Source organism: Eubacterium sp. (assembly GCF_057858645.1).
This window is the reverse complement of the sequence record NZ_DBLZZO010000024.1, coordinates 1-26235: the sequence shown is the minus strand read 5'-3', so window position 1 is coordinate 26235 and position 26235 is coordinate 1. Positions and strand designations below refer to the sequence as shown.

Annotated in this window: 34 protein-coding genes and 1 pseudogene; 33 read left to right on the top strand and 2 right to left on the bottom strand. The window is 33.0% G+C overall.

Features of this window, described 5'->3' with window-relative positions:
- Positions 1 to 5: 5 nt before the first annotated feature.
- The 33 genes and pseudogenes from ACZM4J_RS09170 to istB (ACZM4J_RS09010) all read left to right on the top strand — a co-directional run bounded on the left by ACZM4J_RS09170 (position 6) and on the right by istB (ACZM4J_RS09010) (position 24670).
- Positions 6 to 2576, top strand: coding sequence for an ABC transporter permease (locus tag ACZM4J_RS09170; RefSeq protein WP_489486002.1), 2571 nt, complete (start codon positions 6 to 8; stop codon positions 2574 to 2576).
- Positions 2577 to 2777: 201 nt separating this feature from the next.
- The gene (locus ACZM4J_RS09165) at positions 2778 to 2915 is read left to right on the top strand and encodes a hypothetical protein (RefSeq protein WP_489486001.1); all 138 of its coding nucleotides are present in this window, start codon (positions 2778 to 2780) and stop codon (positions 2913 to 2915) included.
- Between the two features lie 12 nt (positions 2916 to 2927).
- Positions 2928 to 3065: a hypothetical protein gene (locus ACZM4J_RS09160; RefSeq protein ID WP_158555576.1), complete on the top strand. Its 138-nt coding sequence runs from the start codon at positions 2928 to 2930 to the stop codon at positions 3063 to 3065.
- Positions 3066 to 3077: 12 nt separating this feature from the next.
- Positions 3078 to 3215 carry a hypothetical protein gene (locus ACZM4J_RS09155; protein ID WP_158555575.1) on the top strand — a complete coding sequence of 46 codons (138 nt, stop codon included), beginning with the start codon at positions 3078 to 3080 and terminating at the stop codon, positions 3213 to 3215.
- A gap of 12 nt (positions 3216 to 3227) precedes the next feature.
- Positions 3228 to 3365, top strand: coding sequence for a hypothetical protein (locus ACZM4J_RS09150; RefSeq protein WP_158555574.1), 138 nt, complete (start codon positions 3228 to 3230; stop codon positions 3363 to 3365).
- A gap of 8 nt (positions 3366 to 3373) precedes the next feature.
- Positions 3374 to 3511 (top strand): hypothetical protein, encoded by a 138-nt coding sequence (locus tag ACZM4J_RS09145; protein ID WP_158555573.1) that lies wholly within the window; start codon positions 3374 to 3376, stop codon positions 3509 to 3511.
- Between the two features lie 94 nt (positions 3512 to 3605).
- A complete protein-coding gene (locus tag ACZM4J_RS09140) occupies positions 3606 to 4262 on the top strand; it encodes a P-loop NTPase family protein (protein ID WP_195380340.1) in 657 nt (218 codons plus the stop codon).
- A 14-nt stretch (positions 4263 to 4276) separates the two neighbouring features.
- On the top strand, positions 4277 to 4645 hold the full coding sequence (locus tag ACZM4J_RS09135; protein ID WP_195380339.1) for a hypothetical protein: 369 nt from the start codon (positions 4277 to 4279) through the stop codon (positions 4643 to 4645).
- A 135-nt stretch (positions 4646 to 4780) separates the two neighbouring features.
- Positions 4781 to 5071: a winged helix-turn-helix domain-containing protein gene (locus ACZM4J_RS09130; protein WP_489485999.1), complete on the top strand. Its 291-nt coding sequence runs from the start codon at positions 4781 to 4783 to the stop codon at positions 5069 to 5071.
- A 258-nt stretch (positions 5072 to 5329) separates the two neighbouring features.
- The gene (locus ACZM4J_RS09125) at positions 5330 to 5890 is read left to right on the top strand and encodes an RNA polymerase sigma factor (protein ID WP_055173361.1); all 561 of its coding nucleotides are present in this window, start codon (positions 5330 to 5332) and stop codon (positions 5888 to 5890) included.
- Complete coding sequence (locus tag ACZM4J_RS09120; protein ID WP_055173348.1) at positions 5874 to 6614, top strand: hypothetical protein; 741 nt, start codon at positions 5874 to 5876, stop codon at positions 6612 to 6614. The genes ACZM4J_RS09125 and ACZM4J_RS09120 overlap by 17 nt, the downstream gene beginning before the upstream one ends.
- Positions 6615 to 6617: 3 nt before the next feature.
- On the top strand, positions 6618 to 7061 hold the full coding sequence (locus ACZM4J_RS09115; RefSeq protein WP_055173349.1) for a hypothetical protein: 444 nt from the start codon (positions 6618 to 6620) through the stop codon (positions 7059 to 7061).
- Positions 7045 to 8034, top strand: coding sequence for an alpha/beta hydrolase (locus tag ACZM4J_RS09110; protein ID WP_243009850.1), 990 nt, complete (start codon positions 7045 to 7047; stop codon positions 8032 to 8034). Before ACZM4J_RS09115 ends, ACZM4J_RS09110 begins: the two co-directional genes overlap by 17 nt.
- Positions 8035 to 8172: 138 nt before the next feature.
- A complete protein-coding gene (locus ACZM4J_RS09105) occupies positions 8173 to 8463 on the top strand; it encodes an autorepressor SdpR family transcription factor (protein ID WP_055172388.1) in 291 nt (96 codons plus the stop codon).
- Positions 8447 to 9055: an SdpI family protein gene (locus ACZM4J_RS09100; RefSeq protein ID WP_064773969.1), complete on the top strand. Its 609-nt coding sequence runs from the start codon at positions 8447 to 8449 to the stop codon at positions 9053 to 9055. Before ACZM4J_RS09105 ends, ACZM4J_RS09100 begins: the two co-directional genes overlap by 17 nt.
- A 5-nt stretch (positions 9056 to 9060) precedes the next feature.
- The gene (locus ACZM4J_RS09095) at positions 9061 to 9357 is read left to right on the top strand and encodes a DUF1648 domain-containing protein (RefSeq protein ID WP_055172391.1); all 297 of its coding nucleotides are present in this window, start codon (positions 9061 to 9063) and stop codon (positions 9355 to 9357) included.
- Between the two features lie 106 nt (positions 9358 to 9463).
- Positions 9464 to 10174 carry an ABC transporter ATP-binding protein gene (locus ACZM4J_RS09090; RefSeq protein ID WP_055172394.1) on the top strand — a complete coding sequence of 237 codons (711 nt, stop codon included), beginning with the start codon at positions 9464 to 9466 and terminating at the stop codon, positions 10172 to 10174.
- Positions 10171 to 11745, top strand: a complete 1575-nt coding sequence (locus tag ACZM4J_RS09085; RefSeq protein WP_117844183.1) for an ABC transporter permease — start codon at positions 10171 to 10173, stop codon at positions 11743 to 11745. The genes ACZM4J_RS09090 and ACZM4J_RS09085 overlap by 4 nt, the downstream gene beginning before the upstream one ends.
- Positions 11746 to 11774: 29 nt before the next feature.
- A complete protein-coding gene (locus ACZM4J_RS09080) occupies positions 11775 to 12044 on the top strand; it encodes a metalloregulator ArsR/SmtB family transcription factor (protein ID WP_117854540.1) in 270 nt (89 codons plus the stop codon).
- Between the two features lie 22 nt (positions 12045 to 12066).
- Positions 12067 to 12414: a GntR family transcriptional regulator gene (locus ACZM4J_RS09075; RefSeq protein ID WP_117844181.1), complete on the top strand. Its 348-nt coding sequence runs from the start codon at positions 12067 to 12069 to the stop codon at positions 12412 to 12414.
- 203 nt (positions 12415 to 12617) lie between these two features.
- Positions 12618 to 13439: a hypothetical protein gene (locus ACZM4J_RS09070; RefSeq protein WP_117854543.1), complete on the top strand. Its 822-nt coding sequence runs from the start codon at positions 12618 to 12620 to the stop codon at positions 13437 to 13439.
- Positions 13440 to 13665: 226 nt separating this feature from the next.
- Positions 13666 to 14964, top strand: coding sequence for a B12-binding domain-containing radical SAM protein (locus tag ACZM4J_RS09065; protein ID WP_207661334.1), 1299 nt, complete (start codon positions 13666 to 13668; stop codon positions 14962 to 14964).
- A 36-nt stretch (positions 14965 to 15000) separates the two neighbouring features.
- Complete coding sequence (locus ACZM4J_RS09060; protein WP_055172407.1) at positions 15001 to 16023, top strand: radical SAM protein; 1023 nt, start codon at positions 15001 to 15003, stop codon at positions 16021 to 16023.
- Between the two features lie 5 nt (positions 16024 to 16028).
- Positions 16029 to 16304 carry a PqqD family protein gene (locus tag ACZM4J_RS09055; RefSeq protein ID WP_055172404.1) on the top strand — a complete coding sequence of 92 codons (276 nt, stop codon included), beginning with the start codon at positions 16029 to 16031 and terminating at the stop codon, positions 16302 to 16304.
- Position 16305: 1 nt separating this feature from the next.
- Positions 16306 to 16809 carry a hypothetical protein gene (locus ACZM4J_RS09050; RefSeq protein WP_055172401.1) on the top strand — a complete coding sequence of 168 codons (504 nt, stop codon included), beginning with the start codon at positions 16306 to 16308 and terminating at the stop codon, positions 16807 to 16809.
- Positions 16810 to 16823: 14 nt separating this feature from the next.
- On the top strand, positions 16824 to 18191 hold the full coding sequence (locus tag ACZM4J_RS09045) for a methyltransferase (RefSeq protein ID WP_117844176.1): 1368 nt from the start codon (positions 16824 to 16826) through the stop codon (positions 18189 to 18191).
- Positions 18192 to 18251: 60 nt separating this feature from the next.
- The gene (locus ACZM4J_RS09040; protein WP_178105380.1) at positions 18252 to 18428 is read left to right on the top strand and encodes a hypothetical protein; all 177 of its coding nucleotides are present in this window, start codon (positions 18252 to 18254) and stop codon (positions 18426 to 18428) included.
- A gap of 102 nt (positions 18429 to 18530) precedes the next feature.
- The gene (locus tag ACZM4J_RS09035; protein WP_117844175.1) at positions 18531 to 20147 is read left to right on the top strand and encodes an ATP-binding cassette domain-containing protein; all 1617 of its coding nucleotides are present in this window, start codon (positions 18531 to 18533) and stop codon (positions 20145 to 20147) included.
- Positions 20148 to 20697: 550 nt separating this feature from the next.
- Positions 20698 to 20952 (top strand): transposase, encoded by a 255-nt coding sequence (locus ACZM4J_RS09030; protein ID WP_243000379.1) that lies wholly within the window; start codon positions 20698 to 20700, stop codon positions 20950 to 20952.
- Positions 20886 to 21233: pseudogene (locus tag ACZM4J_RS09025) on the top strand (IS21 family transposase); the annotation flags it as partial. The gene ACZM4J_RS09030 and the pseudogene ACZM4J_RS09025, both read left to right, overlap by 67 nt.
- Before the next feature lie 6 nt (positions 21234 to 21239).
- The gene (gene istB / locus ACZM4J_RS09020; RefSeq protein WP_055172415.1) at positions 21240 to 22016 is read left to right on the top strand and encodes an IS21-like element helper ATPase IstB; all 777 of its coding nucleotides are present in this window, start codon (positions 21240 to 21242) and stop codon (positions 22014 to 22016) included.
- Positions 22017 to 22348: 332 nt separating this feature from the next.
- Positions 22349 to 23887 (top strand): IS21 family transposase, encoded by a 1539-nt coding sequence (gene istA / locus ACZM4J_RS09015; RefSeq protein WP_025579562.1) that lies wholly within the window; start codon positions 22349 to 22351, stop codon positions 23885 to 23887.
- Between the two features lie 6 nt (positions 23888 to 23893).
- On the top strand, positions 23894 to 24670 hold the full coding sequence (istB, locus tag ACZM4J_RS09010) for an IS21-like element helper ATPase IstB (protein WP_019161580.1): 777 nt from the start codon (positions 23894 to 23896) through the stop codon (positions 24668 to 24670).
- 485 nt (positions 24671 to 25155) lie between these two features.
- On the opposite strand, the gene ACZM4J_RS09005 is transcribed toward istB (ACZM4J_RS09010), so the two are convergent.
- Positions 25156 to 25731 carry an accessory gene regulator B family protein gene (locus tag ACZM4J_RS09005; RefSeq protein WP_055172418.1) on the bottom strand — a complete coding sequence of 192 codons (576 nt, stop codon included), beginning with the start codon at positions 25729 to 25731 and terminating at the stop codon, positions 25156 to 25158.
- A 2-nt stretch (positions 25732 to 25733) separates the two neighbouring features.
- Positions 25734 to 25907, bottom strand: a complete 174-nt coding sequence (locus ACZM4J_RS09000; protein WP_081021323.1) for a cyclic lactone autoinducer peptide — start codon at positions 25905 to 25907, stop codon at positions 25734 to 25736.
- Positions 25908 to 26235: the final 328 nt, after the last annotated feature.

Genomic DNA, 26235 nt, shown 5'->3' with positions numbered 1-26235 from the left:
TGTATTTGACTAGAAATAAAAAGTGTATCTTTAATCTTGCAAAAAAGAATTTTGGAAAAAGTAAAACACGAAATATAATTACTATTTTGGCAATTATACTAACCACTATGCTATTTACTTCTATGTTAACAATCTGTACGGGAACATATCAATCAATACAGACTACTATGCAGATGCAAAAGGGAAGTAAAGCAGACGGAGATATAAGATATTTAACAAAAAATGAGTTTGAGCAGTTGCAGGAAAATAGCAACATAAAAGTTAGTGGTTGTCGAAGACCGATAGGATTTGCAAGTAATACAAAGAATCATAATGTTGAAATTGATTATATGGATCAAATAGAGCAAGAATTAACTTTTAATAGGCCAACGCATGGGAAAGCACCGAAAAAGGCTAATGAAATTGCTACTACAGATAAAGCATTAGAAAGTTTAGGAGTAACACCCAAAGTAGGAGAAAAGGTCAGGATAGAATTTGATTTAAGAGAAGAGCATTATGTTTATGAAATGACAGTTTCCGGATGGTGGGAAGCTAGAAATTCACAAGTTAGTGTATTGCTAGTGTCAGAGGAGTTTATGAATAAAAATGAATCTTTGTTTCCCTATACATACGATGAGGACATGGAATATGCTGGAACGTATTTCTCAGAGGTGATTTTTGAATCTAAAAAGAACGTGGAGCAACAAATAAATAAGATCATTGAAGGTTTTAACGAGCAAAAAGGAAAAGATGTTGTATCTGGTGCAGTGAATTCAATTACAAATCCACAATTGGACTTTTCTGTGATTGGCGCAGTGATTATCTTTATAGTTTTATTTATTTTGGCAGGCTACTTGCTTATTAATAATATTTATTCTATTTCAGCTATGCAGGATATAAAAAATTATGGACTACTTAAAACTATTGGTACGACGAAATCTCAGATTGCATTACTTGTTAAAATCCAGACATTGTGGTTACTTGTGCTAGGAATACCAGTTGGTTTAGTTACAGGGGATTTTATCGGTAAATCTATTTTACCGTTTGCAGTGAATACTATTGCAAGTGAATATTTAAAAACAGAAATAGTAATAGCACCAAATCCGTTGATTTTTGTTGTGGCAACGATATTTACGATTGTAACGGTTAAAATAAGTATTGGTAAACCATTACGTACTATATCTAAAATTTCCCCATTGGTAGCTATAAGGGAAACGGGAATAAGAAAAAATAAGAAAAAGAAAAAAACGCATAAATTTAGCATAATTAAAATGGCAAATGATAATTTTAGAAGAAACAAAAAAAGAAGTATTTTTATTGTTATATCTATTGCATTATGTTGTGTGTTTTTTAATTCAGTTTTTATTCTGGCAAATAGTATTAGTATAGAAAAAGGGGTTGAATTACAAAGTGCTGCGGATATTGAAATCGGAAGTGGTAATCTATTTAATAATTTAAAAGGTTATACACGACATAGTGATGGTTTAGAACCCCAAGTAATAGATAGCATTAAGGCAAACTTTAAAATTAATGCGGAAGGGATTATATATAAAAATACATTAGATGATTTAAACGTTACATTTGATTATAATGCACCAATACAAGATGAAATTATATCTGAAAATGGAGTGAAGATGGTAGCTACAGAAAATGGGCGTGTAATACTGGGAAATAATAATTTTCCAATTTGTAATGTCTATGGAATAGATGAAAATGTTTACCAGAGAATGAATTTAGTAGACTCTATTGCAGGTATAGAGCAGAATAGTATTTTTCATAAAATGGAGCAAGAGAATTTCTTGATAGAAGCATTGCCAGTTTCACGTACTTCAAAAGATACGAGAAAATTTCAATGCAATTTAGGTGATAAAATAAAGGCTTTTGTTGATGGTGAGGAAAAACTTTATACGGTTATTGCACATGCGTATGTTAGCCCGACAGAATATGAGGCTCCTAATATGACGACAGGTATAAATATTGTTGGAGGAGATGCACCGATGTTCTACCTTTCCTCAAAATCATTTGTAGATTTATATCAAAATCCAACAATCATGAATTATACATTCAATGTCGATGAAAAAAATATGAAACAAATTTCATCGGAGATTGAAGTATTCGTTGAAAATTTTGAAGGAAAAGTTGGATTTAATTCTGCTGAGTTGATAAAACAGGATATGGAAAGTATGAAAAATACAATTTATGCAGTGGGAATTGTTGTTAGTTGTATTATTGGAATTTCAGGTCTTATCAATTTTTTGAATTTAACAATTGCAAATATTTTGAGTCGGAGAAGAGAATTTGCCATAATGGAAAGTGTGGGAATGAGCAAAAAACAGATTAAAGTTTTGATAACAGGAGAAAGCCTGCTATATTCTGTTTATGCAGCTCTTTTAGGCTTAGTGTGTTCGTTAGTATCGGGATTTTTATTGATTGGTCCGATTTGTAAAGATACATGGTTTATGCATTTTAATATGGTAATATGGCCAGCTATTCTTATAGGTGGAATTATTGTTATACTAACAATATTTTTACCTAAATTATTATATAAGGTATTTAGCAAAGGCAGTATTGTAGAAAAACTTAGAATTGAGGGATAGGATATTTAAGTTTATTAAATATAAAATTACTTGGAAAGGAGGCGAAAGAGTATGAGGATTTTAGAGCAAGTAATACAGGAAGAAACATTCGACATCGAAGTGCAGTATTGCGATCCAGACGAGTGCCTACATGATTGTATACACTCAGGAACTAATAACTGCGATGCAATTATTACCGGTTGGAGGTAGAAGGAGGCCATTATGAAGGAAATGGAAAAAGTAATACAGGAAGAAACATTCGACATCGAAGTGCAGTATTGCGATCCAGACGAGTGCCTACATGATTGTATACACTCAGGAACTAATAACTGCGATGCAATTATTACCGGTTGGAGGTAGAAGGAGGCCATTATGAAGGAAATGGAAAAAGTAGTACAGGAAGAAACATTTGAAATCGAAGTACAGTATTGTGATCCTGATGATTGTCTGCACGATTGTATACACTCAGGAACTAATAACTGTGATGCGATTATTACCGGTTGGAGATAGAAGGAGGCCATTATGAAGGAAATGGAAAAAGTAGTACAGGAAGAAACATTTGAAATCGAAGTACAGTATTGTGATCCTAATGATTGTCTGCATGATTGCATACACTCAGGGGTCAATAACTGTGATGCGATTATTACCGGTTGGAGATAAAGGAGAGTCATTATGAAGGAATTAGAAAAAATGGTACAGGAAGAAACATTTGAAATTGAAGTACAGTATTGTGATCCTGATGATTGTCTGCATGATTGCATACACTCAGGGGTCAATAACTGTGATGCGATTATTACCGGTTGGAGATAGGAGTTATTATGGAGAAATTAAAAAGAACAGTACAGGAAGAAATATTTGAAATTGAAGTACAGTACTGTGATCCTGATGACTGTTTACACGATTGTATGGAGAGTGGATACAATAACTGTACAGCAGTAGTAACTAGCTGGTGGTAAAACTTGCAAATACAGACAAAGGCAGTTTAGAAAAAGGCACTAGGTAAGAATTTTCTGTTATCTAGTGCCTTTTTAATACAAAGGGAGAGAAACTATGTATCCATTTCTAGTTGAAAATATGGCAGATGAGGAAGCCTATATACAAAATTTAAACATTGAGGTAAATTCCAAAGAAGTTTGCTATTTTATGTGTGGGGAAAATTTTGGACGGATACTTTTTGAAATCTTTTGCGGATATAAAAAACCGAAAACAGGAGAGATATTTGTATGTAATAAAGACTGGCTTGATTTGGACGAAAATAGTCGTTCTCTTTTAAACAGGCGCTTGTTTGGAATAGCGGCAGAAGAGTTTCCGCTGATTGAATTTATGACGGTTGAAGAAAACATTTCTATGCCAAGTCTGTTAGATGGAGATAAATCCAATATAGAGGAATTGGTTAAGGCTTTTGACATAGGCCACTTATTACAAAAATATCCTTCGGATCTTAATCATAGAGAAAAAATGAGATGTATCTGTGCGCGTGCCTTTTCTGGAGGCAGAAAGGTTGTTGTGATATTCGATTTATTCAAAAGAATGCAAGAGCAAAGCAAGGCAGAACTTGCAATACTTACTTATCATGCAGCAAAAAGTTTGGGAATATCTGCTCTTTACATAAGTGAAGATTTAGAAGAAAATTATGGTGCTTATGATCTTATATACAAATACCGACCTGAGAAAAAGGAATTTTCTATTATTGATTATCGTGCATGAATGGAGCTGTAGAAATGGAATGTGATAGAGAATGTAGACTGCTGTTAAATGATTTGAATGGTATTCTTTCTGAACAATGTTTGGAACAAAGAGTTAGGTGCAGGTATTTGAATGATCCGGTGCAAGAGTTGGCAGAGTGTATCAATCAACTGCTGGATATTTGTGAGAGGGCAGTAACAAGGACACTGAATATAGAAAATGATTATCGTACTATGCGGGCGGAACTGCAGAGCAATATCCGAAATCCGCTAAGCTGCATAAAAACAAGTTGCTTTCTAATCAATTCACTTGCAGAAAAGGAAAATATCCAGTCTGAAAAGCTCCAGGAGTATCTTCAAATTATAGAAAAAGCAGCGGAGGATATAGAGAGTGCATTAAAATAACTGATAATTGAAGAAGTGCTGGGCGAGGAGTTTTCGTCCAGTATTTCTTTCTGGAATGAGAAAAGTTGAATTTACAAATCAAGAGGAGGCATACACATGAAGTATGTTTTTCCAGAATATAAAGAGAATGTAGTGTTGGGCAACGGGAAATTACAGTTAAATCCAATGTCCTATCAGGTTATCTACGAAGGAAAGGAGATAGACCTGACGCCCAGGGAATTTGAAGTTTTGTACCTACTGGCTTTAAAACCAAACTGGGTAATGCCAAAGACAAATATTTATCATTCTGTATGGGGGATTCATTATCATGATGATCAGATACCATACAGAACAGTAGAATATGTGATATGGAAGATAAGAAAAAAGATGGGATATGATATTATCGAAACGTTGGTCAATGTGGGGTATAGACTGAAGAAGTTATAAGTATATATATATCATGCATACAATTTTGACTTTCCTATAAATGTAATAAAGTAGATGATAATTATAGAATTATAAAAAGTTTAGGAGCTTTAAATCTGTAGTTCAGATTTAAGCTCCTATTTCCGTTTTGAAATTTTTATACAAGTAGGATATAGATAAAAGAATTTCAAAATTAAATATTAAAGTTAAAGGGACTTTTTGAAACCAAATTCCATTTTTATACGTATTGATAAAAAACAGGCAGATGGGATTTGGACAATGGATGAAATTATTTTAATGAGAAAACTAAAGAAGAAAGATGAGAGGGCATTAGGGAAAATCATTGATTTATATAGTGCTTATATTACATGTATTGTCTGGGAATTGCTGCACAAAAAGGGAACTAAGGAAGATATAGAGGAGGTGGTTGCTGATACCTTTATTTCCCTATGGCTAACAGCAGAGCGCATTAATTATAAACAGTATAGCAGTATTAAATCTTATTTGGCTATGATTGCAAGAAACAAGGCAAAAGATTGGTTACGTTCATATCGTGGGGGAATTTTGGAGCTTAATGATGATATTCTTTTGATCGATGGTGATGTAGAAAGATTGATTTTACAAAAGGAGCAGCAGTTGATTATTGGAAGAACATTGGAAAAGCTGAAAGAGAAAGATAAAGCAATTTTTATTATGTACTATTATCGGTATAAAAAAATAGAAGAGATTGCAGAAATATTAAAAATGAATCCTCAAACAGTAAAGACCCGTCTGCGGAGAGGAAGAGAAATTCTGAAAAGGATTCTTCTGGAGGAGGGATATGATGCCAGTGAAATTTAAAATAAGTGAAATGTTTGATAATTCCTGTGAACTATTTGAAAATGAAATGCAACATAAAAATATTGAAAGTGAGAAGCGAATAAAAGAAATTGTTTTTCTTGAGATAGGTCACACCAAAGCCAAAAGAAATCGCAGGAGATATATAGCTGTTTTGGTAGCGGCAATGGGAATTGGAGGAATCACTGTTGGGGCACATGAAGTTTTAAAATCTGCAGGTGAAATCAAAAATAATGAGGAAGTGGTTTTAGAAAATCAGAATGGACTTGCTTTATATGAAAAGGAAAACAGCGGAGCTATACAAATGGAAGTGGAAACGGACATGATTTTACCAGAAAATTTATATAAAGATGGAATTCCTATTGCAAAATATATTATGGAATTCAAAACAGAGCGTAATGGATCAGTGCCAGAGTGTTATTTGGATAACGGAACCATGATTGTTCTTACAGATTTTGATGGAGATACTTGGAATATGAAAACAGGGGATACTTTTATATTAGATTTCATACAGTCTGATAGTGATGAGAGAGGTAAAGCAAGAACATTGGAGATTGGATATATTTTTAATGGAGAGGTGATAGATGAGAAGGTTATATCAGAAACAGAAAATAAGATAATCCTGGATATTCCTAAATCAGGACAATATGGTGTATATTTAAAAAATGTATCTAGTGACAGAGTAACGATTTCGCAAGGAATATTGACTGTAGAAAGGGGAAAGTGAAAGATGAAAAAAACAAGAATATTTTTGGGAATATTAGGGCTTATTTGCCTGGTTGCTATGCCAGTTTCAGCAGCCGATAATGTAAGAAATATAACAACTTATAGTATTTGTAGAGAAGATTTATATAAAGATCAGATAGAGGATAGAATGGGACTACAGCAAATTAGTATTGAAAGTGGGAAAACGGTATCCTTTTATGACTCCAATGGCTCTATGTTTTATGTGAGTGGAGGTACTACTGTTACTTTTCGGGTAAACTTGAATGTATCTTCCTCTGTAAAGATGGGGTATATCAATCAGAATGGAAGTAGAACCCAAAAGTATAGCGGTTCAGGAACTTCCCATAAAACATCATTTACAATACCGTCTAGTGGATATTATAGATTCTATGTAACCAATAGTGGATCTAAAACAGTGAAAGTAACGGGAGGTGAAATTAGTTTCTAAAATTATGAGAAGGAAAATATTTAAAATAATAAAGTGGTTGGTTATTGTAATTCTGATTCTATGCTGCATGGGGATCACATGGAACTATTTTTGTAAAAGGAGAGAAATACCAAAGATACAAGCTGCTTATGGCAAGGCAGTTAAAGTCAATGGGAAAAAGATGACTGTGGAAATTGCTGGTTTGCAAGCAGAAGAAACTCCAGTTATTGTATTACTCCCAGGACTGGGATCTCCTTCTCCGGTATTAGAGTTTAGACCTTTAGCTGAGGAATTAGGAAAGACATGTAAAGTGATTACAATGGAGCCTTTTGGTTATGGACTGTCTGATCCCGCAGATACAGAAAGAAGCATAGAGAATATCGTAGAGGAATTACATGCCTGTTTAGAGAAGATTGGAGTTCGCCGATATTATCTGATGGCTCATTCTATTAGCGGATTGTATTCCCTGTATTATGCTAATACTTATCCAGAGGAAGTTCGTGGTTTTATAGGGATAGATTCTTCTGTACCAAAGCAAAATGAGAATGAACCCTTTGATACAACAAAATTAAATCTTCTGATGGCCTATTTAAGTAAAACAAAAAATGTGTTGGGAATTAGCCGGATATTTTCAATTGGAAATCCGGAAAAGGCTATCTATGCAGACCAGAATTATTCTTATTCACAGGAAGACTTAGAAGTTTTTCGGATACTTTCCCTTGATACTTCTTATAACAAGACTGTAATGAATGAATTAAAACAGGTAGAAAATAATCTGAAGATAGTGCGGAACATGAAATTTCCGAAAGAAGTGCCAGTGCTAAACTTTGTTTCAAAAGACAATTGTGAAATTTTTCCAGAATGGGAAAAGCTACATAAAAGTGTGATGGGCGATAATCAAGAGAGTGAATTAATAACGTTAACAGGGGGACATTATCTGCATTTTGAGCAGAAAGAGATGATAGTAGACCTTACATGTAAATTTGCAAGGTAGTATAAAAAAATTCTATCAATCCGGGAATGGAGGTAGATATATTTTATATTAAAAATGTATTGACAATTATAAAATAGGTGCATATAATGAAGAAAAAGACATTTAGAAAAAAATCGAAATGTAAATGTGGTGATAAAGATGGGCTTACCCAATGTATTTAAAGCATTAAGTGATCCAATACGTCGAGACATATTGATAATGTTAAAAAAAAGAGGAGAACTGTCTGCAGGAGAAATTGCAGCAGAATTTGATATTTCCAATGCGACAATTTCATATCATCTGTCTTTGTTAAAAAAGGCTGATTTGATATTCGAAAATAGACAACAAAAGTATATATATTACAAGCTGAATGTGTCTGTATTCGAAGATATTGTGCTCTGGTGTATGCAATTTAATGAAGGGGATGTTGATAATGAGAAAAAAAGATAAAAATACACTATTAATAACTACTTTAATATGTGCCTGTACGGTAATTATTTATGGGATATTTTGTCATTTTTATTTAGCAGAGAGAATATTAACTCAGGATTTTTATGTTGGATTATTTTTATTAGCTATAATTATTTTTAATATTATTTTGAATATAGGATTAAATTTTACAGTTTGTAAAAAAAGGGGAGCAAAATTTTTAGTTAGATTAGGAAAATGGATTATGCCGTTTACATCACTTTTTTTTGTGATAATATCCATTCATTCTAGAATTTTTCCTGATTCTTTATTTACAGACAGTGCTGTTTATGTTTTTGTAGGCTTGGTTTTTATAGTAAGTGGAAACTATTTTCCTAAAAATCAAATGAATCCGTATATAGGTTTAAAGTTCCCCTGGTTATTGCATGATGAGAAAAGTTGGGATAAAACACATCGGTTAGCAGGTTATACATGGATATTAGCAGGTTTTTTATGTATTTTTCAACTTTTTATTAGTCCGTTAAAAATAGTGATCATTCCATTAGTTATTATACTGGTTGGGATTCTGCCATTAGTGTATTCTCTAATGTTAGTATATATGAAAAGGAGGTAAATGAAATGAAAAAACATGTGATTATTGGAAGTGCAATTTGTCTTGCAACAGTGTTGATTTTAGGCCTTTTTTGGGGGAAACTCCCTATGGATGTACCAATTCATTTTGATTCCGCTGGTAATGTGGATTCTACATTGCCAAAACCTATTGTTGTGTTTGGAATTCCCGTTATTTGTGCATTGATTAATGGAGTAGCTAGTTTTTCTTTGCTTCATAAGCAGGAAAAACGCAAATTTATGTTTTATTTAATACCTGTAATTGCAGTTGTTTTGGCAGTTGCAGTAATCGTACTGGCAATTTAGAAAAGTACCAAAAAGCAATGTTAATGGTAGAAAATGGAATGATAATTTTTTTGCCCATCATTTTGAAAATTTTCAAAATGATGGGCGAGTTTAAAGGAGAGTTTTTATGCTTGAAATTAGAAATTTAACAAAAACATATCCAAATGGAAAACAAGCAGTGAAAAATTTAAGTATAACTATAGAAGATGGAGATTTGTATGGATTTATAGGGAAAAATGGTGCAGGAAAAACAACTACATTAAAGGCTTGTCTTACTATTCACGACTTTGATTCCGGAGATATTCTTCTAAATGGAATATCAATTAAATCAAATCCGATAGAATGTAAAAAAAGAATGGCCTATGTTCCTGACTCGCCTGTGTTGGAAACATACTTAACAGGTCTGCAATATTTAAATTTTGTATGTGATATTTATGATGTATCAACACATACTAGGAAGAATAAAATTATTGAATTATCGGAGCGATTAGGTATGAAAGATAAGTTAAATGACTTAATAGGCTCTTATTCACATGGTATGAAACAGAAAATTAGTTTAATAGGCGCTTTGGCTCATGAACCGCTTTTATTAATTTTAGATGAACCATTTGTAGGTCTAGATCCTGAAGCATTTGTTGAATTAAAGCTGCTTATGAAAGAACTCTGCAATTCTGGTGGCTCTGTTTTATTTTCAAGTCATATTCTTGATGTTGTAGAGAAGACGTGCAATAAAATTGCTATTATTCAAAATGGACAACTGCTTAGATGTGGCGAAATAAGAGAGATTTTAGGAACAAGTGATTTGGAAGATATATTTATGGAGTTGAATAGGATATGAAAATATTTAAAATTCTTATTTTTAAACAGGCACAAGAAATATTTAAATTCAACACTTTATTTTATGGAGATAAAAAAGAAAAAAAAAGATATTTATTAATTTTTTGTGCAGTTGTTTTGTGCATAGGAGTATGTGGTACATATTTATTTGGAAATATGTATCAGGTTTGTATGGAATTTGAGAAGCCACAAGAAATTCTAGAATATTTAATTAATCCATTAGGTTTACTTGCTTTTCTTATTATATTTTTTTCTTCACTTTTGAAGGGCAGTGGAATGTTATATTCGGATAGAAGTAGTGATATATTATTTTCTTATCCCGTAAAGACTATTTGTATAGTTTTAGCAAAAATTTTTTTTCTATACTTATGGGGAGTCATTATATCTTTAGCTTTTTTGATTATTCCGATTCTTCGATATACGATATTGCTACATAGTATATTATTTGGAATTTTGGATTGCCTTCAAATATTTATTTTTCCAATTATTCCAATGCTACTAGGGGTAATATCAGGATATATTTTATATAAACAGATTGTAAATATTTATAAATCACAAGTTTTTGTCCGTAGTATTTTGTACATGGTAATACTTTTTGCTTTTATGTTTTTTATGTTTTTTTTCTTTGGAAAGGTAGATTTGAATAGCATTTATAGGCATATCCTTACAAAAGTAGATATTACTTATTTGGTTGGAGGAGTATTTTTTACATATAAAGTAGGTGCTGCATTGGCATCTGTGGTTGCATTAATAAGTGGCACTGTGCTAATTATTTACATCTCTAAAAACTATAAGAAAAGATATATAAATTTGCAAATAAATCAACAGAAAGGAAGTTCACTGAATTTATCATTCAAAAAAAATAGAAAAATATATTCCCTCTGGAAACGTGAAATAAAGAGGTATCTTTCAATTCCTATTTATTTGATAAATACAATGTTGGGAAATGTTTTGCTTCTACTGTTTGTAATATATTCATCTATAGCGTCAGAAAAGGTAACTGCATATTTTAATTTAATTAGTGAGCTTCTGGAAATTCAAGATCCTATGGTTTTATACAGTTACGCTATGAGCCTTATGATCATTTTAACTAATGTAAGTTATGCAAATATATCTATTGAGGGAAAGAATAGAGAAGTATTAAAATCCTTTCCTGTATCGATAAAAGAGTTACTTACTGCAAAATACTTATTTCATCTTTCTTTAACAGTACCGATGATATGTTTAGCAACGATTATTTTAGGGATTACTTACCATATGAATAGCTATGAATATTTTTTGTGCTTTATTTTGCCACTTTCATTCTCCGCCTTTGCCGGAGCATTGGGATTATTTATAAACCTATTATTTCCTAACTATGAATGGGAAAATATAATCTATATTGTTAAACAAAGCATACCGGCTATTTCTACAATATGTTTGAGCTGTCTGATTGGAGTTGGTATGATATGGTGTATTATAAAAATATTTGGACATAGTATTTGGAGCGCATCGTACATAGTGGCTTGTATTTTATTTGCTTTTGCCTTTTTAATAATACAGTTTATGAAGAAGATAAGTAATAACTTTTAGATTTTATTCAAATTTTATGAGGTGTTATGATGGGAAACAGTGAAGAAAAATTAGATTACTATTTTAAAGTATTATCTAATAGAATAAGGAGAAATATACTTCTTTTACTGGAAGAGGAGAGCTTGTGCGCTGGAGATATAATAAAACATTTTGATTTAACGGGAGCTACTATATCGTATCATTTAAAGGTATTGACTAAAAGTAAAATACTGGTGCGAAAGAAGCAAGGGCTTACTGTGTATTATTCACTTAATCAACCAGAATGGGAATATATAAAGAACTGGTTTAAATGTGGATAGTAAGTATTAGAGGTGAATTCTTATGGGAAAATATATAGAAATTTCAAAGAAACTTAAAGAGGATATATTTAATGGAAAATTCAAAGAAGATGAAAAGCTACCAAGTGCAAGAAAATTAGCACAGAATTATGAGATTAATGTTGCAACAGTTCTTCGAGCTTTACATGTTTTAAGAGAACAGCAAATTATATGCAAAAATAGAACAAGCAGATTTTATGTATGCCATAATATTTCCTGCATTCGTCAAAAATGTGTAAGACAAGAAATACAAAATTTCTTTGATAAAATGAGTTTGCTGGGATATTCTAAGATAGAGGTTCAAAACTTATTAACGAAACAGTTGAAAAAAGAAAGTGTTTTTAAAAGATAAAAGAAATCGTATTACTAATATTATTTTGTATTGTTGGTAATGCGATTTTTTTATACAAAAAATTTTGTCTGATTTATTACAGATAAAGGCCAGATTATGACAGGTTGTCAGAATATAAAAAGTGTCATGATATAATAAGTCAACAAGTGAGAGAGAATTTTAGTGATTTGTATATGAATAAGTAGAAGTTAGGGGGAGATGTAATGGCAGGGTATTTAAAAGAACCAGTTGTATTACAATGGGATATGAAAACAGGATCTTATGGCAAAATTGTACAGCATATTATCGAAAAAAAAGTATGTGAATTAGATCCCATTAAAATAAGGTACATAAATCCTAAAGATGTAGATGATTTTTCTACTATTGATAGGATTAAGAAGCAAATACTTGTTCAGTGTTCTCAGATTGAAATGGACTTTTTTGAAATAACTGAAGAACAAATAGAAAAATTGAATATTGATCAGACATTTCAATATTTTTTAAAATTTGATAGTTTTAATCTTGAAATCTCAATGTATTCAAAACTAAAATTCCTATTACAAAAAATCGAAGATTTGAACGTAATAGTATATATTACGGATAAAAATTTTTATCAAAGTGTTGAATTAATAAAATGGATATATAATGAAAATTCCAATATTTCCTTTTATATATATCCGGATAAAAAGAAAGAAAATTTTTTGGTTCATGTACCTAAATTACATAATGCAATATTAGAAATTATATCGTTATGTAAAGTATATAAAAATATTAAATTATCTATATACGATAAAGAAAAAATAATAAAAGATATACTTCCTTTAAATTATTATAGACATGGTAATTTTTGTATTACGGAGACAGGAACAGTTGCATTGTATGATTTTCTTCCTGATTACGAATACGGACTAATTACAACTGATAAAACTATTAAGGAAATATGGAGGGATATCTTAATAGAGCATGGTGATAGTGACTTATGTAAAATCCTTGAAGAACAGAGATACTGGTTCAAAAAGAGGAATGGAAATGGAGACCAGCTATGAAAGTGTTTTTTACAGAAATTTTTGCATTATATAAGAAAAATAAAAAATTTTTTCTTATAAATAAAAAATTGGATACAATTATTCCAATTGAAGAAACGTTATATTTTATGCTTAATCAAATAATCCTGAACGGAGAAATGGATATTAATGCTATAAGGATACGGGCAGATACACTAGATATATTGTTGTATAACCGTATATTGGGGGTGAAAAATTGAAGGTTATTTTGATTAATACAGATTTTATGCATGATGTAGATACTACAGTGCAGCCATTAACAATGTACACTATTGCAGGAATTATTTCACCATTTGTTGATCAAGTAGAAGTTATTGAACCTATGAAATATAGAATTGCAAATCTACAGGAAGATATATTAACTGTAATACTCAAAAAAATAAGAGATGCTGATCTTTTGGCATTTACAGTAAATACGTTTTCTTGGGCAGAAATTTTACGGTTGATTAAAAAAGTGAAAGATAATAATAAACAAATAAAAATTGTTATTGGCGGAATTCATATATCATATTTTTATAAGGAAATTATGTTGAAAACTCCCCAAATTGACTATGCTTTAGTAGGAGAAGCAGAAATTGCCTTTCCAAAGTTTATTCAATATCTTAAAGGTGAATTGCGCATTGAGGAAGTGCCAAATTTAAAGTATGTTCAACATGAAAAACTAATAGAGAATGCAAAAGCACCGTTAATAGATTTCGAACATGAAATAGTTCCTATGCCTCGTTATGATTTGGCAGAAAAAAATTTTTTTGACAGATTTACATTTGAAGCATCGAGAGGATGTCAAGGAAACTGTAGGTTCTGCTCTATATTTTATAAAAGATGTTGGAGAAAATATTCGGAAGATACGGTATTAAATCGTTTGTCTATATTTAAAAAATATTTGGATTCTCTATGCAAAAACAAAGATTTTATATTTACAGATGATTGTTTTACTACGGATCAGCAATGGGCCAGAAATGTTTTAGGTGGAATGTTAAACTTAGGATACAAAGATTATAATATTTTAATTGAAGCTCGGGCAAAACATTTATGGGATGAGGCATTGCTTGATATGATTAAATCTTATGATAATTTGCATATACAAATCGGTATAGAAAGTGGCTATGACGAGGGATTGAAAAAGATTAACAAGGAAATAAGAGTAGAAGATGTATTAAAAACGGTTTCATTACTAGAAAAGTACGACTTATGCAAAAGAGTATTTACATCGTTTATTATTGGATTTCCATGGGAGTCTAAAGAAGAATGTATGAAAACAATAGAATTTGCAGCTTTTTTAAATGATTGCTATTCAATCACTGTGAATGTAGCGTGGTGGATGCCGCTACCTTCAAACTTGTTTTCAAAATATTTTAAAGATACAAGTATATTTACGCAGGATAATTTTGCAACAAATAAAGAAATTTTTTATCAAGCACACCCGAAAATTGGAGTTAATGATGTTATGGATATTGATAGGTGTGATTCAATTTACAAAAATCTTGGGATTTGCTGGAGATTATGAATTACAAGAAGGGAGGATGCCAATAGGCGGAAGTATATGAACAAAACAAAAACGATAGGAAAAATTGATAAAAAAACAATTCAAACAGAATATGGAAAATTAAGCGGACCTCTTAACATTATGTGGGATATGACAAATAAATGTAATTTGTGTTGTATGCATTGTTATAACAAAAGCGGAAAAGATGCACATTACAAGGATTTAGATGATGAAGATATGATGAAAATTGCTCATCATATTGCAGAAGCAGGCATACCGATAGTGTGTTTTTGCGGTGGAGAGCCATTATTGAGATATCCATTACTTCTGAAGGCAGCAAAAGTTTTGTCGAGCAGAGGAATAGTGGTAAATATGGTGACAAATGGATTATTACTGACGACAGAGAAAGTAAAAATGCTACGAGAAAGTGGTGTAAATGGTATTCAGATTAGCCTTGACTCATATTCACCGGCTATACATGACAAATTTAGAGGGAAAGATGGAGCTTATGACAAAGCCTTGGAAGCAATAAAAATAATTCTCAATTCGGGGATCGTTCCTGAGGTTACATTTATTCCAACAAAGCAGACTTATCAAGGGATAGGGAAGGTTATTGATATTTTGATTGAAATGGGAATTAAATCTCTTAATTCCATGCCTTTTATACCAATAGGAAGAGGATATGATAATAAAGAGCAGTTAAAGATGTCAGTAGCAGAAAAATGGGAATTTGAATGGCTTGTTCGGAAAAAACTTTATGAATACCCAGATTTTTCCTTTAATAATGGTGATCCTTTAGAGCATATTTATTTGTTTTCGCAGAATCCAGATGCAAAAACTATTACATACGAAATTAGATGTAATGGAGATATTGTAGTAAGTCCATATTTACCGTTCTTATATGGCAATGCTGTAAGTAATACATTAAATCAACTGTGGGAAGATGGGCTAAAAGATGTATGGAAGATACCTGAGGTTAATAATGCAGCAAAAAGAATTGTTTCATTAGATGATATTGAGCAACAGAAAAATAGACCTTGGAATAACCAGGATATACAATTATATAGTGAAAGGAAGTGAAAAAAATGATTTTTAACAAGGTTGAAAATAGTTATATCGGTCTGTTACGTGAGGAAACAGATGGTACACGTTTATTTTATCCCAGAGCACATTCAAAACCTCATTTTATGAATAAGACTGTGTATGAAATTTGGGATCTTATTGATAATCGTTCTGCACAAGAGATTGTAAACATATTGAAACATAAATATCCTGGTGTATCAGAACAGAGATTATTAAATGATGTAAATCATACAATAGCTTATTTATTAAATTTAGAAATGATTAGGGAGGTAAAGTAAAATGGGAAAAAAGAATTGCTTTGTATCTTTGTTTGAAGAAAAAGATTTTTTAGAAGCATCAAAATTTATTATCGAAGAAAAAGAACACTGTCATGATGGATACTTATTTTTTCCAGAACAATACGAAGGAAAAAATTTTCCGGAGTATTATCGGGCAATAAATATGAGAACAAATCATTTCCATGAAGCAGAAGTATACCTGAATGTAATTGATAAAGTGACAAAAGAAAGAATTGGTGTAGTGGGAATTTATATTTGCCCCAACAATTACGTAGTATATATAACTACAATGGTATTACAGAATAAAGGATATTTGGAAGTGGCACTTGCTCAGTTAAATGCACAATTAAAAGCACAATCTGTTGAGTACGTAAAAGTTAAATTTACAGATCAAAGTGAAAATATTGCACATACATGGCAGGAGAATGGATTTGAAAGAGAATGCGTTATTCGCGCAGAAGGAATCAAGAAAAGCGATTTTTGGATATATTCAAAAAAACTGTAAAGTGAGGAGAAAAAATGTTAAATTCGAATATCAGTAATGAAAGCGCTCAAGGATTTGGAGAATGGTTAAGAGAAAGTAATTATGCTTTCATTTACAAAACTATGGCTGGAATATTCAATACGGTAGAGCCATGGATTGATGAAAAAATTATAAATGAAATGCTGAAAGATGTAACAGAAATTGATAGGCATATAACAGAGTTTTTCTTATTGGGATATGCAAAAGATAAAAAACTGTTGAAAAAAATATTAGGAGATAGGAACCTGGAATTTTTATGTGAAACAGGATTTGCATCAGACGTGGAGGGGCTAATTGAACCTCAAGGATTTGTAATTTTACCCGTTGATGATTTGTTTTTGATCGTAAGTTTACCTAGCTGCTATAGTAATGCCAAAAAACGAATGTCGGATATTTATATAGGATCGGATTCTACAAAATTAATGAAATATATCAAGAGAGATTCTTATGATAGTGTTTTGGATTTATGTGCAGGTTCTGGAGTTCAAGGATTAAACATTATAGAAAACGCTGAAAAAGTGGTTGAAGTAGAGTTGAATGATGTGGCATATAATGCTGCCATATTAAATGGAAAAATCAATGGAATATCTCCAAAGAAATACGAAGTGAGGAAAAGTAATCTGTATCAAATGGTACCTGAACAATTTGACTGTATTATTAGCAATCCACCATTTGTTCCAGTTCCAGAAAATATTGTTTTTCCATTGTGTGGAGATGGAGGCGAGGACGGACTCGATTTGGTAAGAAAGATTATTAGCGGCTATACACAACATTTAAAACCTTTTGGAAAAGCATATATGGTTTTGGAATGTATAGGAGATGAAGAAGGTCCTTATGTAGTAAAATGCATGAAGGAAATTTTGAAAAGTGGAAGTATCAATGTATCATTAATCAATAGACAGCAGATAGAATTTCAGGCAGACGCATCTGCCAAAATTGCAATTGAGATATATAAAGATCCAGAAAATTATAACAATTACTATAATGCATGGATGGATATGTTCAATAGAACAGGAGCTACTTATATTTATCCTGTTGTTGTGGAATATATCAATAATGGAAAACCTTTAGAAATAAATATTATCAGAAATTATAATAAATGGGCTTTAGATTCTAAATTTGAATTAGCACCAGATGTGGCAATAGTAAAAAAAGAAAAGGATTTTTATGAAGTTACAGTTAATGGAGTAGGTAGAGCTGCGTTTGATGAGGAAGTTAAACACTTAATAGAAGATATGCCAGGGAAGAAATTACGAGAATATCTGGATACGGAGGATAATCCCAGAATTAATATTTCGAAGATTAAGAGTTTGTTGAATACAGTGAACGGTTTAGAGGCCAAAGGGATTATCATTCCTAAGTAAAATTTGATATATTGTATATTTATTACGATATATAAAATAATGGGAAAGGAGGAATATATTATGGAGTTATTAACTAATGGTTATGATAGCCCTGAAATCGTATCTGATGATGGAAGCATTCAGCCAAGAGCATTAGTTTTAGTAAACGTTAATGTCTTGGTAAATGCAAACGCAAACGCAAATGCGAATGCAAATGCGAATGCAAATGCAAATGCGAATGTAAATGCAAATGTGTAAATGTAAGGGACTAAAGTAATGAAAAGAGCTGCATGGTACATAGAGGTAAACTGTATGTCATTATGTAGCTCTTTTTAAATAGAAAGTTTTGATGGGTAAAGCATGAAAAAAATATTTATGAGTATATTTGGTAAAAGTAAGAATAAATTTATAATTCTTACTGTAATTAGTCTATTGCTTGCAGCTATTGGGATTGTATTACCATATTTAAATGGTGAATTTATAGATTATTTGGCTACAGGAGTGGGATATAGTTTTATATTAAGAATGTGTATTTTCATTTTGTTATTGGGATTGATAAATGTTACTCTATATTATGTGAAGCAAATTTTGAATGCAAAAATTAAATTGGAATCCTCCTATTTATTAAAACTAGAAATTCTTAAACATCTTAGAGATATTCCAATATTGTCATATAAGAAATTCACCCCGTCTTATTTGAATCAGAGAACCGAACAAGATATAGGAGATATTGTTTCCTTTATTATATCAAATTATCCGGCAATTATATTGAATGCTATTCAGATTATAGGATTATTTATTATAATTAGTAGAGTTAGTAAAGGGGTTGTTATACTGATGCTGATTTTTCTTCCGGTGTATTATGTTATGTACGTATTTCTTAGAAAACCATTATACACGAAAAGTTATGCATCAAAAGAGGCACATAATTTATATTTTAATACATTGAATGATCAATTAGCTTTCATGGAGGAAATAAAAACTAATGCAAACTATGAATACAATAATCTATATATTGATAAATACTATAGAAAATACTATAGAAATTATTTAGAGTTTGTAAAAATAAGTGGAAAGTCAATTTCAATAGAAGGAATTATATCAGCCTTATTTCAAGTGGCTACATTTTTATATGGTGGTTGGCAAGTTTTAAATCATAACATGTCCGTAGGACAATTGACTGTTATGTGTACATATTTTTCTATGATGCTTCAATTGATAAAATATTATTTTGAACTTGGAAATTCATTTCAAAATGTAAAAACATCACTACACAGACTAGAAGCTATTTTTCATATTGAAGTAGAAAAAGAAGGAAATATTCTGTTGGAAAAAATAGAGAATATTTCAGCATCAATTACATTTGGATATGATTCAAATAACTTTATTCTAAAGGAGTTACCATTAGAGTTGTGTAGAGGAAAAATCTATTGCGTAGTGGGAAAGAATGGAGAGGGAAAATCAACACTTACCAAAATATTAATTGGGATTCTACATGCAAAATCAATATTAGTCAATGGAATTAATATTGATTGTTTAAATATGGAGGAACTGAGAAAAAATAGTATTCTTTATATTTCTCAAGCATTAAACTATCCAAATAGGACTATAAAAGAAATATATCAGGAGTACAATTCTAATATTCGGTTGGAAGATGTTATTAGAAAGATTAAGGAACATGATCTGAATGAGGAACAATTAATACCTTTATATCAAGAAAACTGGAATAAGAATATAAATACTTTATCAGGAGGAGAAAAACAGATAGTCTCTATTCTAAAGTGTTTAGTAAAAGAAGCTGATATGATTATTTTTGATGAACCGACCTCTAATTTAGATATAAAAAGAATAAATGCTTTATTAAGATTAATTGAACGATTGAAAATGGAAAAGAAAATACTATTAATAGTGTCACATGATTCAGAAATAATACAAGCAAGCGATATTATTATTAGACTTGGAAACATTCAGCATTAACAGCAGAAGATAACAGAATAAAATAGTCACGTGAAAATTTTAAAAGTTAAAATACGAATAAAAAAATGGTTCCAAACTATAAAGGAATGGAGCCATTTTTATTTTATTGCTATATTCCGTTATTATAGGTATTTGTTTGATTCCTAACTTTCTATGAGCCGGGCATAACAGGTTGCCATGAAAAGGGAAGCTGGATTTATATTTGGTAGTATTTCTTATATCCTATGTAATTGTCACCCACTTCTAGAGTACCGAACAGCATGAAATCTAAGACCGGAATATTTACACGCTGAGGACAATGGAAGCTGCCATTGTCTAGAACCTTATGGCATAGGATAAATTTATTATCTTCCCAGAGTAAAGCGTTAATCTGTAAATGTTTAGTTGAATAATCCGGGGTGAAATCCATCACCTGTCCGATGCTTGGAAATCATCATTACGTTTTGCAGGAAATCACGATTCCGTCAAAAAGGAAATCATTTTATTACTAAATCCTTATAATGAAGATATGCACCCTATGGTGTAAATTCATTACAAGGAGGTCACGATTATGACCAAATATCGAGAAATCATCCGTCTTACTGGATTGGGCTTCTCTCAACGTAACATCATGGCAAGTTGTGGTGTTGCTCAGAAAACTGTAGTCAAGGTTCAAAAACGTGCCAGAGAATTAAATCTTTCTTGGCCTCTTGATGAATCTATGACGGATACTGAACTTCAAAGACTTATGTTTGCTAAGACCACCAGAAATATCTGGAATGGAATGGTGACCGTTTTCGCAAATGGGCTGAGCGGATTGGCATAAATACGTACACTGTGGTCAATGCAATACTGACCTCCAAGCGTGTGGAACAACAGACTTATAGAAGCTGCATGGGACTTCTAAAGCTTACTGATAAATATTCAGAAGTTTTGCTTGAAGCCGCCTGTAAAAAGGCATTATCCTATACAGCTTCGCCCAGTTACAAGAGTATCAAAAACATCCTCGTAACGGGTTCTGTAAAAACGGAACTAGAATCATCTGGATCCAAGACCACACATAAAGCACACGGCATCACAAGGGGTGCCGACTACTATCGGAGGTAATCACATATGACAAATCAGAGTATAATAGATAAACTTATTGAAATGCGCCTAACCACAATGGCAGATGCATTCCGTAACCAGCTTAACGATTCTAAATTCAAGGAAGTTCCTTTTGAAGACCGCTTTGGAATGCTGGTAGACATCGAATACAGCAATCGCAAGAATAACCGCCAGAAGCGTCTTATCCACAATGCCGGATTCGACCAGCCGGAAGCAAGTATCATGGATATCAACTATACTTCCGGACGCAAGCTGAACAAGGAGCTGATAAACAGACTCGCCACCTGCGAATATATATCTGAACACCGGAATCTATTTATTACCGGTGCAACAGGCTGTGGTAAAACATACATGGCATGTGCCTTTGGTATGGAAGCCTGCAAGCAGTATTACAATACCAGGTATGTCCGTATGCCAGACTTACTCATGGATTTGGACATTGCACGAACTGAAGGGAACTACCGCAAAGTTATGGCAAAATATTCCAATCCAGTGCTTCTCATTCTGGATGAATGGATGCTTCTCAAACCAACTGATACAGAGCAGAAAGATATCTTCGAACTTCTTCATCGGAGACGCAAGAAATCATCAACCATCTTCTGCTCTCAGTATGTATTCGAAGAATGGTACGATCAGCTTGGAGGAGAAGCAAGTCCTCTGGCTGATGCAATCATTGACCGTATTGCCCATGACAGCTATCAGATCAACATCACAAGTATTGATGCTGAGCATGACAAGTCCATGCGGGAGGTGTATGGCCTAGATAAAACACTGCGCGAGTAAACTCGCATAGATGATTTCCACTTTCGGACATCTGATTTCCAAATTTCCGGAAGTGCGATTTCATCGCACAAGAATATTCAGTTTAGTTTTATGGTAATTACAAATTTATCTTTTTCATTCATAATGATAGCAAATAGTTTTTTACTCCATCATTTTGAGAGAAAGTAGATTTTGAATAATCCGGTGCCCGTGTCCCTGCTGTCCGGTGACAGGAAACCGCAAATCCGTTTTTTAGGAAACCATCCTTCCGGTAGTGGAAACCTTTATCATAAATCCTTTAGAATGTAATCATGCACCAGCTGGTGTAAATTCATTCAAAGGAGGTCATGACCATGACCAAGTATCGAGAGATTCTCAGGCTAAAAAGTCTGGGACTCAGTCAGCAGAGCATTGCCGACAGCTGCAATGTCTCCAAGAAAACGGTTAATCGCGTTTTGAAGCGTGCAAAGGAATTAAATATTTCCTGGCCGCTTGATAAAAGCGATACCGATGCTGTTCTTGCAGAAATGTTTTTTCCTTCTACAAAGCAAGTCAGATCCAATAAACGGATGCCTAACTACGATTATGTCCATAAAGAATTACTCCGTAACGGAGTCAGTAAGAAACTCTTGTGGACAGAATACATGGAGGATTGTCATGCAAATGGCGAAGAACCACTTATGTATTCCCAGTTCTGCTATCACATCCAGCAGGATGAGCAGAAACGACGTGCTACCATGCATATCAACCGGAAACCTGGTGAGCAGGTTGAGGTCGATTGGGCAGGAGATCCTGCAACAATCCTTGATCCGGATACCGGTGAGATCACCAAAGCCTATATATTTGTCGGCGTGATGACTTATAGTCAGTACGCATATGTGGAAGCATTTCTGGATATGAAGCAGAAATCATGGATTAATGCCCATGTTCATATGTATGAATATTTTGGTGGTGTTGCCAGAATTCTCGTACCGGATAACTGTAAAACAGCGGTTGTCCACAATGGTGGCTTTAAAGACCAGCAGGTCAATGAAACTTATCAGGAAATGGCCGAATACTACGGCACCGCTATTATCCCGGCGCGTGTCAGGGCTCCAAAAGATAAGCCGAATGCTGAGGGGACAGTAGGAAATATTTCTACTTGGATCACAGCAGCTCTTCGGAATGAACAGTTCTTCTCCCTTGCCGAATTGAATCTAGCAATCAGAGATAAGCTGGAACTGTTCAACCAAAGGCTCTTTCAGAAGAAAGAGGGTAGTCGGCGAAGCTTATTTCTTGGGGAAGAAAAACCATTGCTGTCACCATTACCTGCTACCCGTTTTGAACTGAGTGACTGGAAAGCAGCCACTGTCCAGTTCAATTATCACATATCTGTGGACGGAATGCTATACTCCGTTCCGTACGAATACATTAAAAAGAAAGTTGATATAAGGGTAACAGACACCACGATTGAAATTTTCTACAACCATAACCGCATTGCTTCCCATCGTCGTCTAAAAGGACGCCCTGGGCAGTACAGCACCATTACTGAACATATGCCGGCAGACCACCAGAAGTATCTGGAATGGAACGGTGACCGCTTCCGTAAATGGGCTGAGCGGATTGGCATAAATACGTACACTGCAGTCAATGCAATATTGACCTCCAAAAGTGTGGAACAACAAACCTACCGAAGCTGTATGGGGCTTCTTAAGCTTGCTGAGAAGTACTCAGATGCGTTACTGGAAGCTGCCTGTAAAAAGGCATTATCCTATACAGCATCACCCAGTTACAAGAGTATTAAAAACCTACTTGTAACCGGTTCAGAAAAGCTGGCATCGGAAGCAATCGATACCAAGACCACACATAAAGCACATGGCATCACACGAGGTGCCGATTACTATCGGAGGTAAACACATATGACCAATCAGAGTACAATGGATAAGTTAATAGAAATGCGCCTTACCACAATGGCAGATGCATTCCGCAATCAACTCAATGACCCAAAATTCAAGGAGGTTCCCTTTGAGGATCAATTCGGTATGCTGGTGGATATCGAATACAGCAGTCGCAAAAACAACCGTCTCAAAAGACTGATCAAGAATGCCGGTTTCGATCAGCCGGAAGCGAATATCATGGATATCAACTATACTTCCGGACGCAAGCTAAACAAGGAACTGATTCGCAGACTTGCTACCTGCGAATATATATCTGAACATCGGAATCTTTTTATTACCGGTGCTACAGGCTGCGGTAAAACTTACATGGCCTGTGCCTTTGGCATGGAAGCCTGTAAGCAGTATTACAATACCAAATATATCCGTCTGCCTGATCTGCTTATTGATCTGGAGGTGGCACGGACAGATGGCAACTACAAAAAGGTGATGGCTAAGTATGCCAATCCCGTTGTCCTGATTTTGGACGAATGGCTTCTATTGAAACCAACGGAATCTGAACAAAGAGATATCTTCGAACTACTCCATCGGAGACGCAAGAAATCTTCAACGATTTTTTGCTCCCAGTATGAGTTCGAGGAATGGTACGACCAACTGGGTGGTGATGATAGTCCTCTGGCAGATGCAATCATTGACCGCATTGCTCATGACAGTTATCGTATCAACATTACAAGCATTGATGCCGAACATGATATCTCGATGCGAGAGGTTTATGGCTTGGACAAAACATTACGTGAGTAAACTCGCATAAGCGGTTCCCGCTAGCCCGGACAGACGGTTTCCCGTCTGCCGGACTTGCGGTGTTACCGCACAAGAATATTCAGATTTTTACTACAATTGGAGATTTCATTATAAATGGTAAATGTGCTCCAGGTCCATTCCTAGTTGAATGGCTAGAAATGATGATACCTTGCAGACAAGGGAAGCTCTTGCCGGTGTTGCATGGCATCATGAAAGAGCGCTAATAGATTTACATACATATATATAGATTATATATACGTAAAAGGCATAATGTATTGTTTGTTTTCAAGAGTTGTATTGAGAAACTGTATGATAACGGACGATTTTGTGTTTAGTAAAGGTAGAGTGATTATTACCTTTTGAATGCTATGTTTTTTAGAAAAGTTTATGGGGTAATGTATACGGTTTAAGATGTGTATAGTCTAGAAATAAAAAAAGGATATAGTCTATTCCAAAACTGAAATATCTATATCCTATGTGATTTCTTATGAAAATGAAAAAAATTTTTTCATCTCGTTTAAAATAAGAAGAAACGCTACTAGAATTATTGAACACATTATTACTATTGCATAATTAATTTTATGTAATAACAACAATACAGCAATTATGAAAAATAGAATAATAAGAATATTTTTTTTGACTTTGCTGTAATATAGGATCTCTTGATTATCAAGAGTGCGATTATCACTATTGGATATTTTATTGAAAAAAATGTATATGCCACTTATTAATGTGATACATAAAAGAAATAGAGGAAATTTCAAAAAATAGTTTTGGGCTATAAGTAAAATAAGAATTATTATGTTAGAAATCATATAACAAGCTGTTTTACTTTTGCAATGCATACCACCGCTAAATGATCTCAGTGGAATAAAAGATAATAACATTATTATGGCAATATCTATTTTTTCAATGAGGCAAGCAAATAATAAGGTGGTCAATATATTTGCAATTATTATAAACCCATTTGTTAGTCCATAAGTATATATTTCGATATCCTCAGGTTCAATAATATGATAATCAATCATTTTTTCAGTCAAATACTTATTAATAGAGCACATGGTTAAAAATGGGATTTTTTTAATTTTTCGTGCCCTTCAGGTAGCGTATCTTCATACATTACATACCAACAACGCTGATTAGAAGCGATTGTTGTGATTAGCAGTGCAAAACTGGCTACTGAAGATAGTAATTTGACATTTGTATTTTTTTTGATAAGTTTGATTTTTTTTAACATATTTTGTAACCTTCCTTTTTTATTTTGGATGATTATAGCATAGGAATGGCAATTACCTATGAAACTGTAATAAAAGGTATGTTATATGTAATAAATGGCACTTAGGAGTAAAATAAAAGAGACTATCTAATCTAACAGGATATGGATATATCAAGAAGAAATTAAGAATGAATTAAATTAGAGGGAAAGGGAACAATAATATTCTATGAACGAGTGTTCTCAGTAGATAAAATACCATAAAGAACAGCACTTACTTCAAAGGAGTCACCTAGATCCAAAAATTCTATTGTACCATTATATTTTTCCACTACCCTTGTAACACTATGTA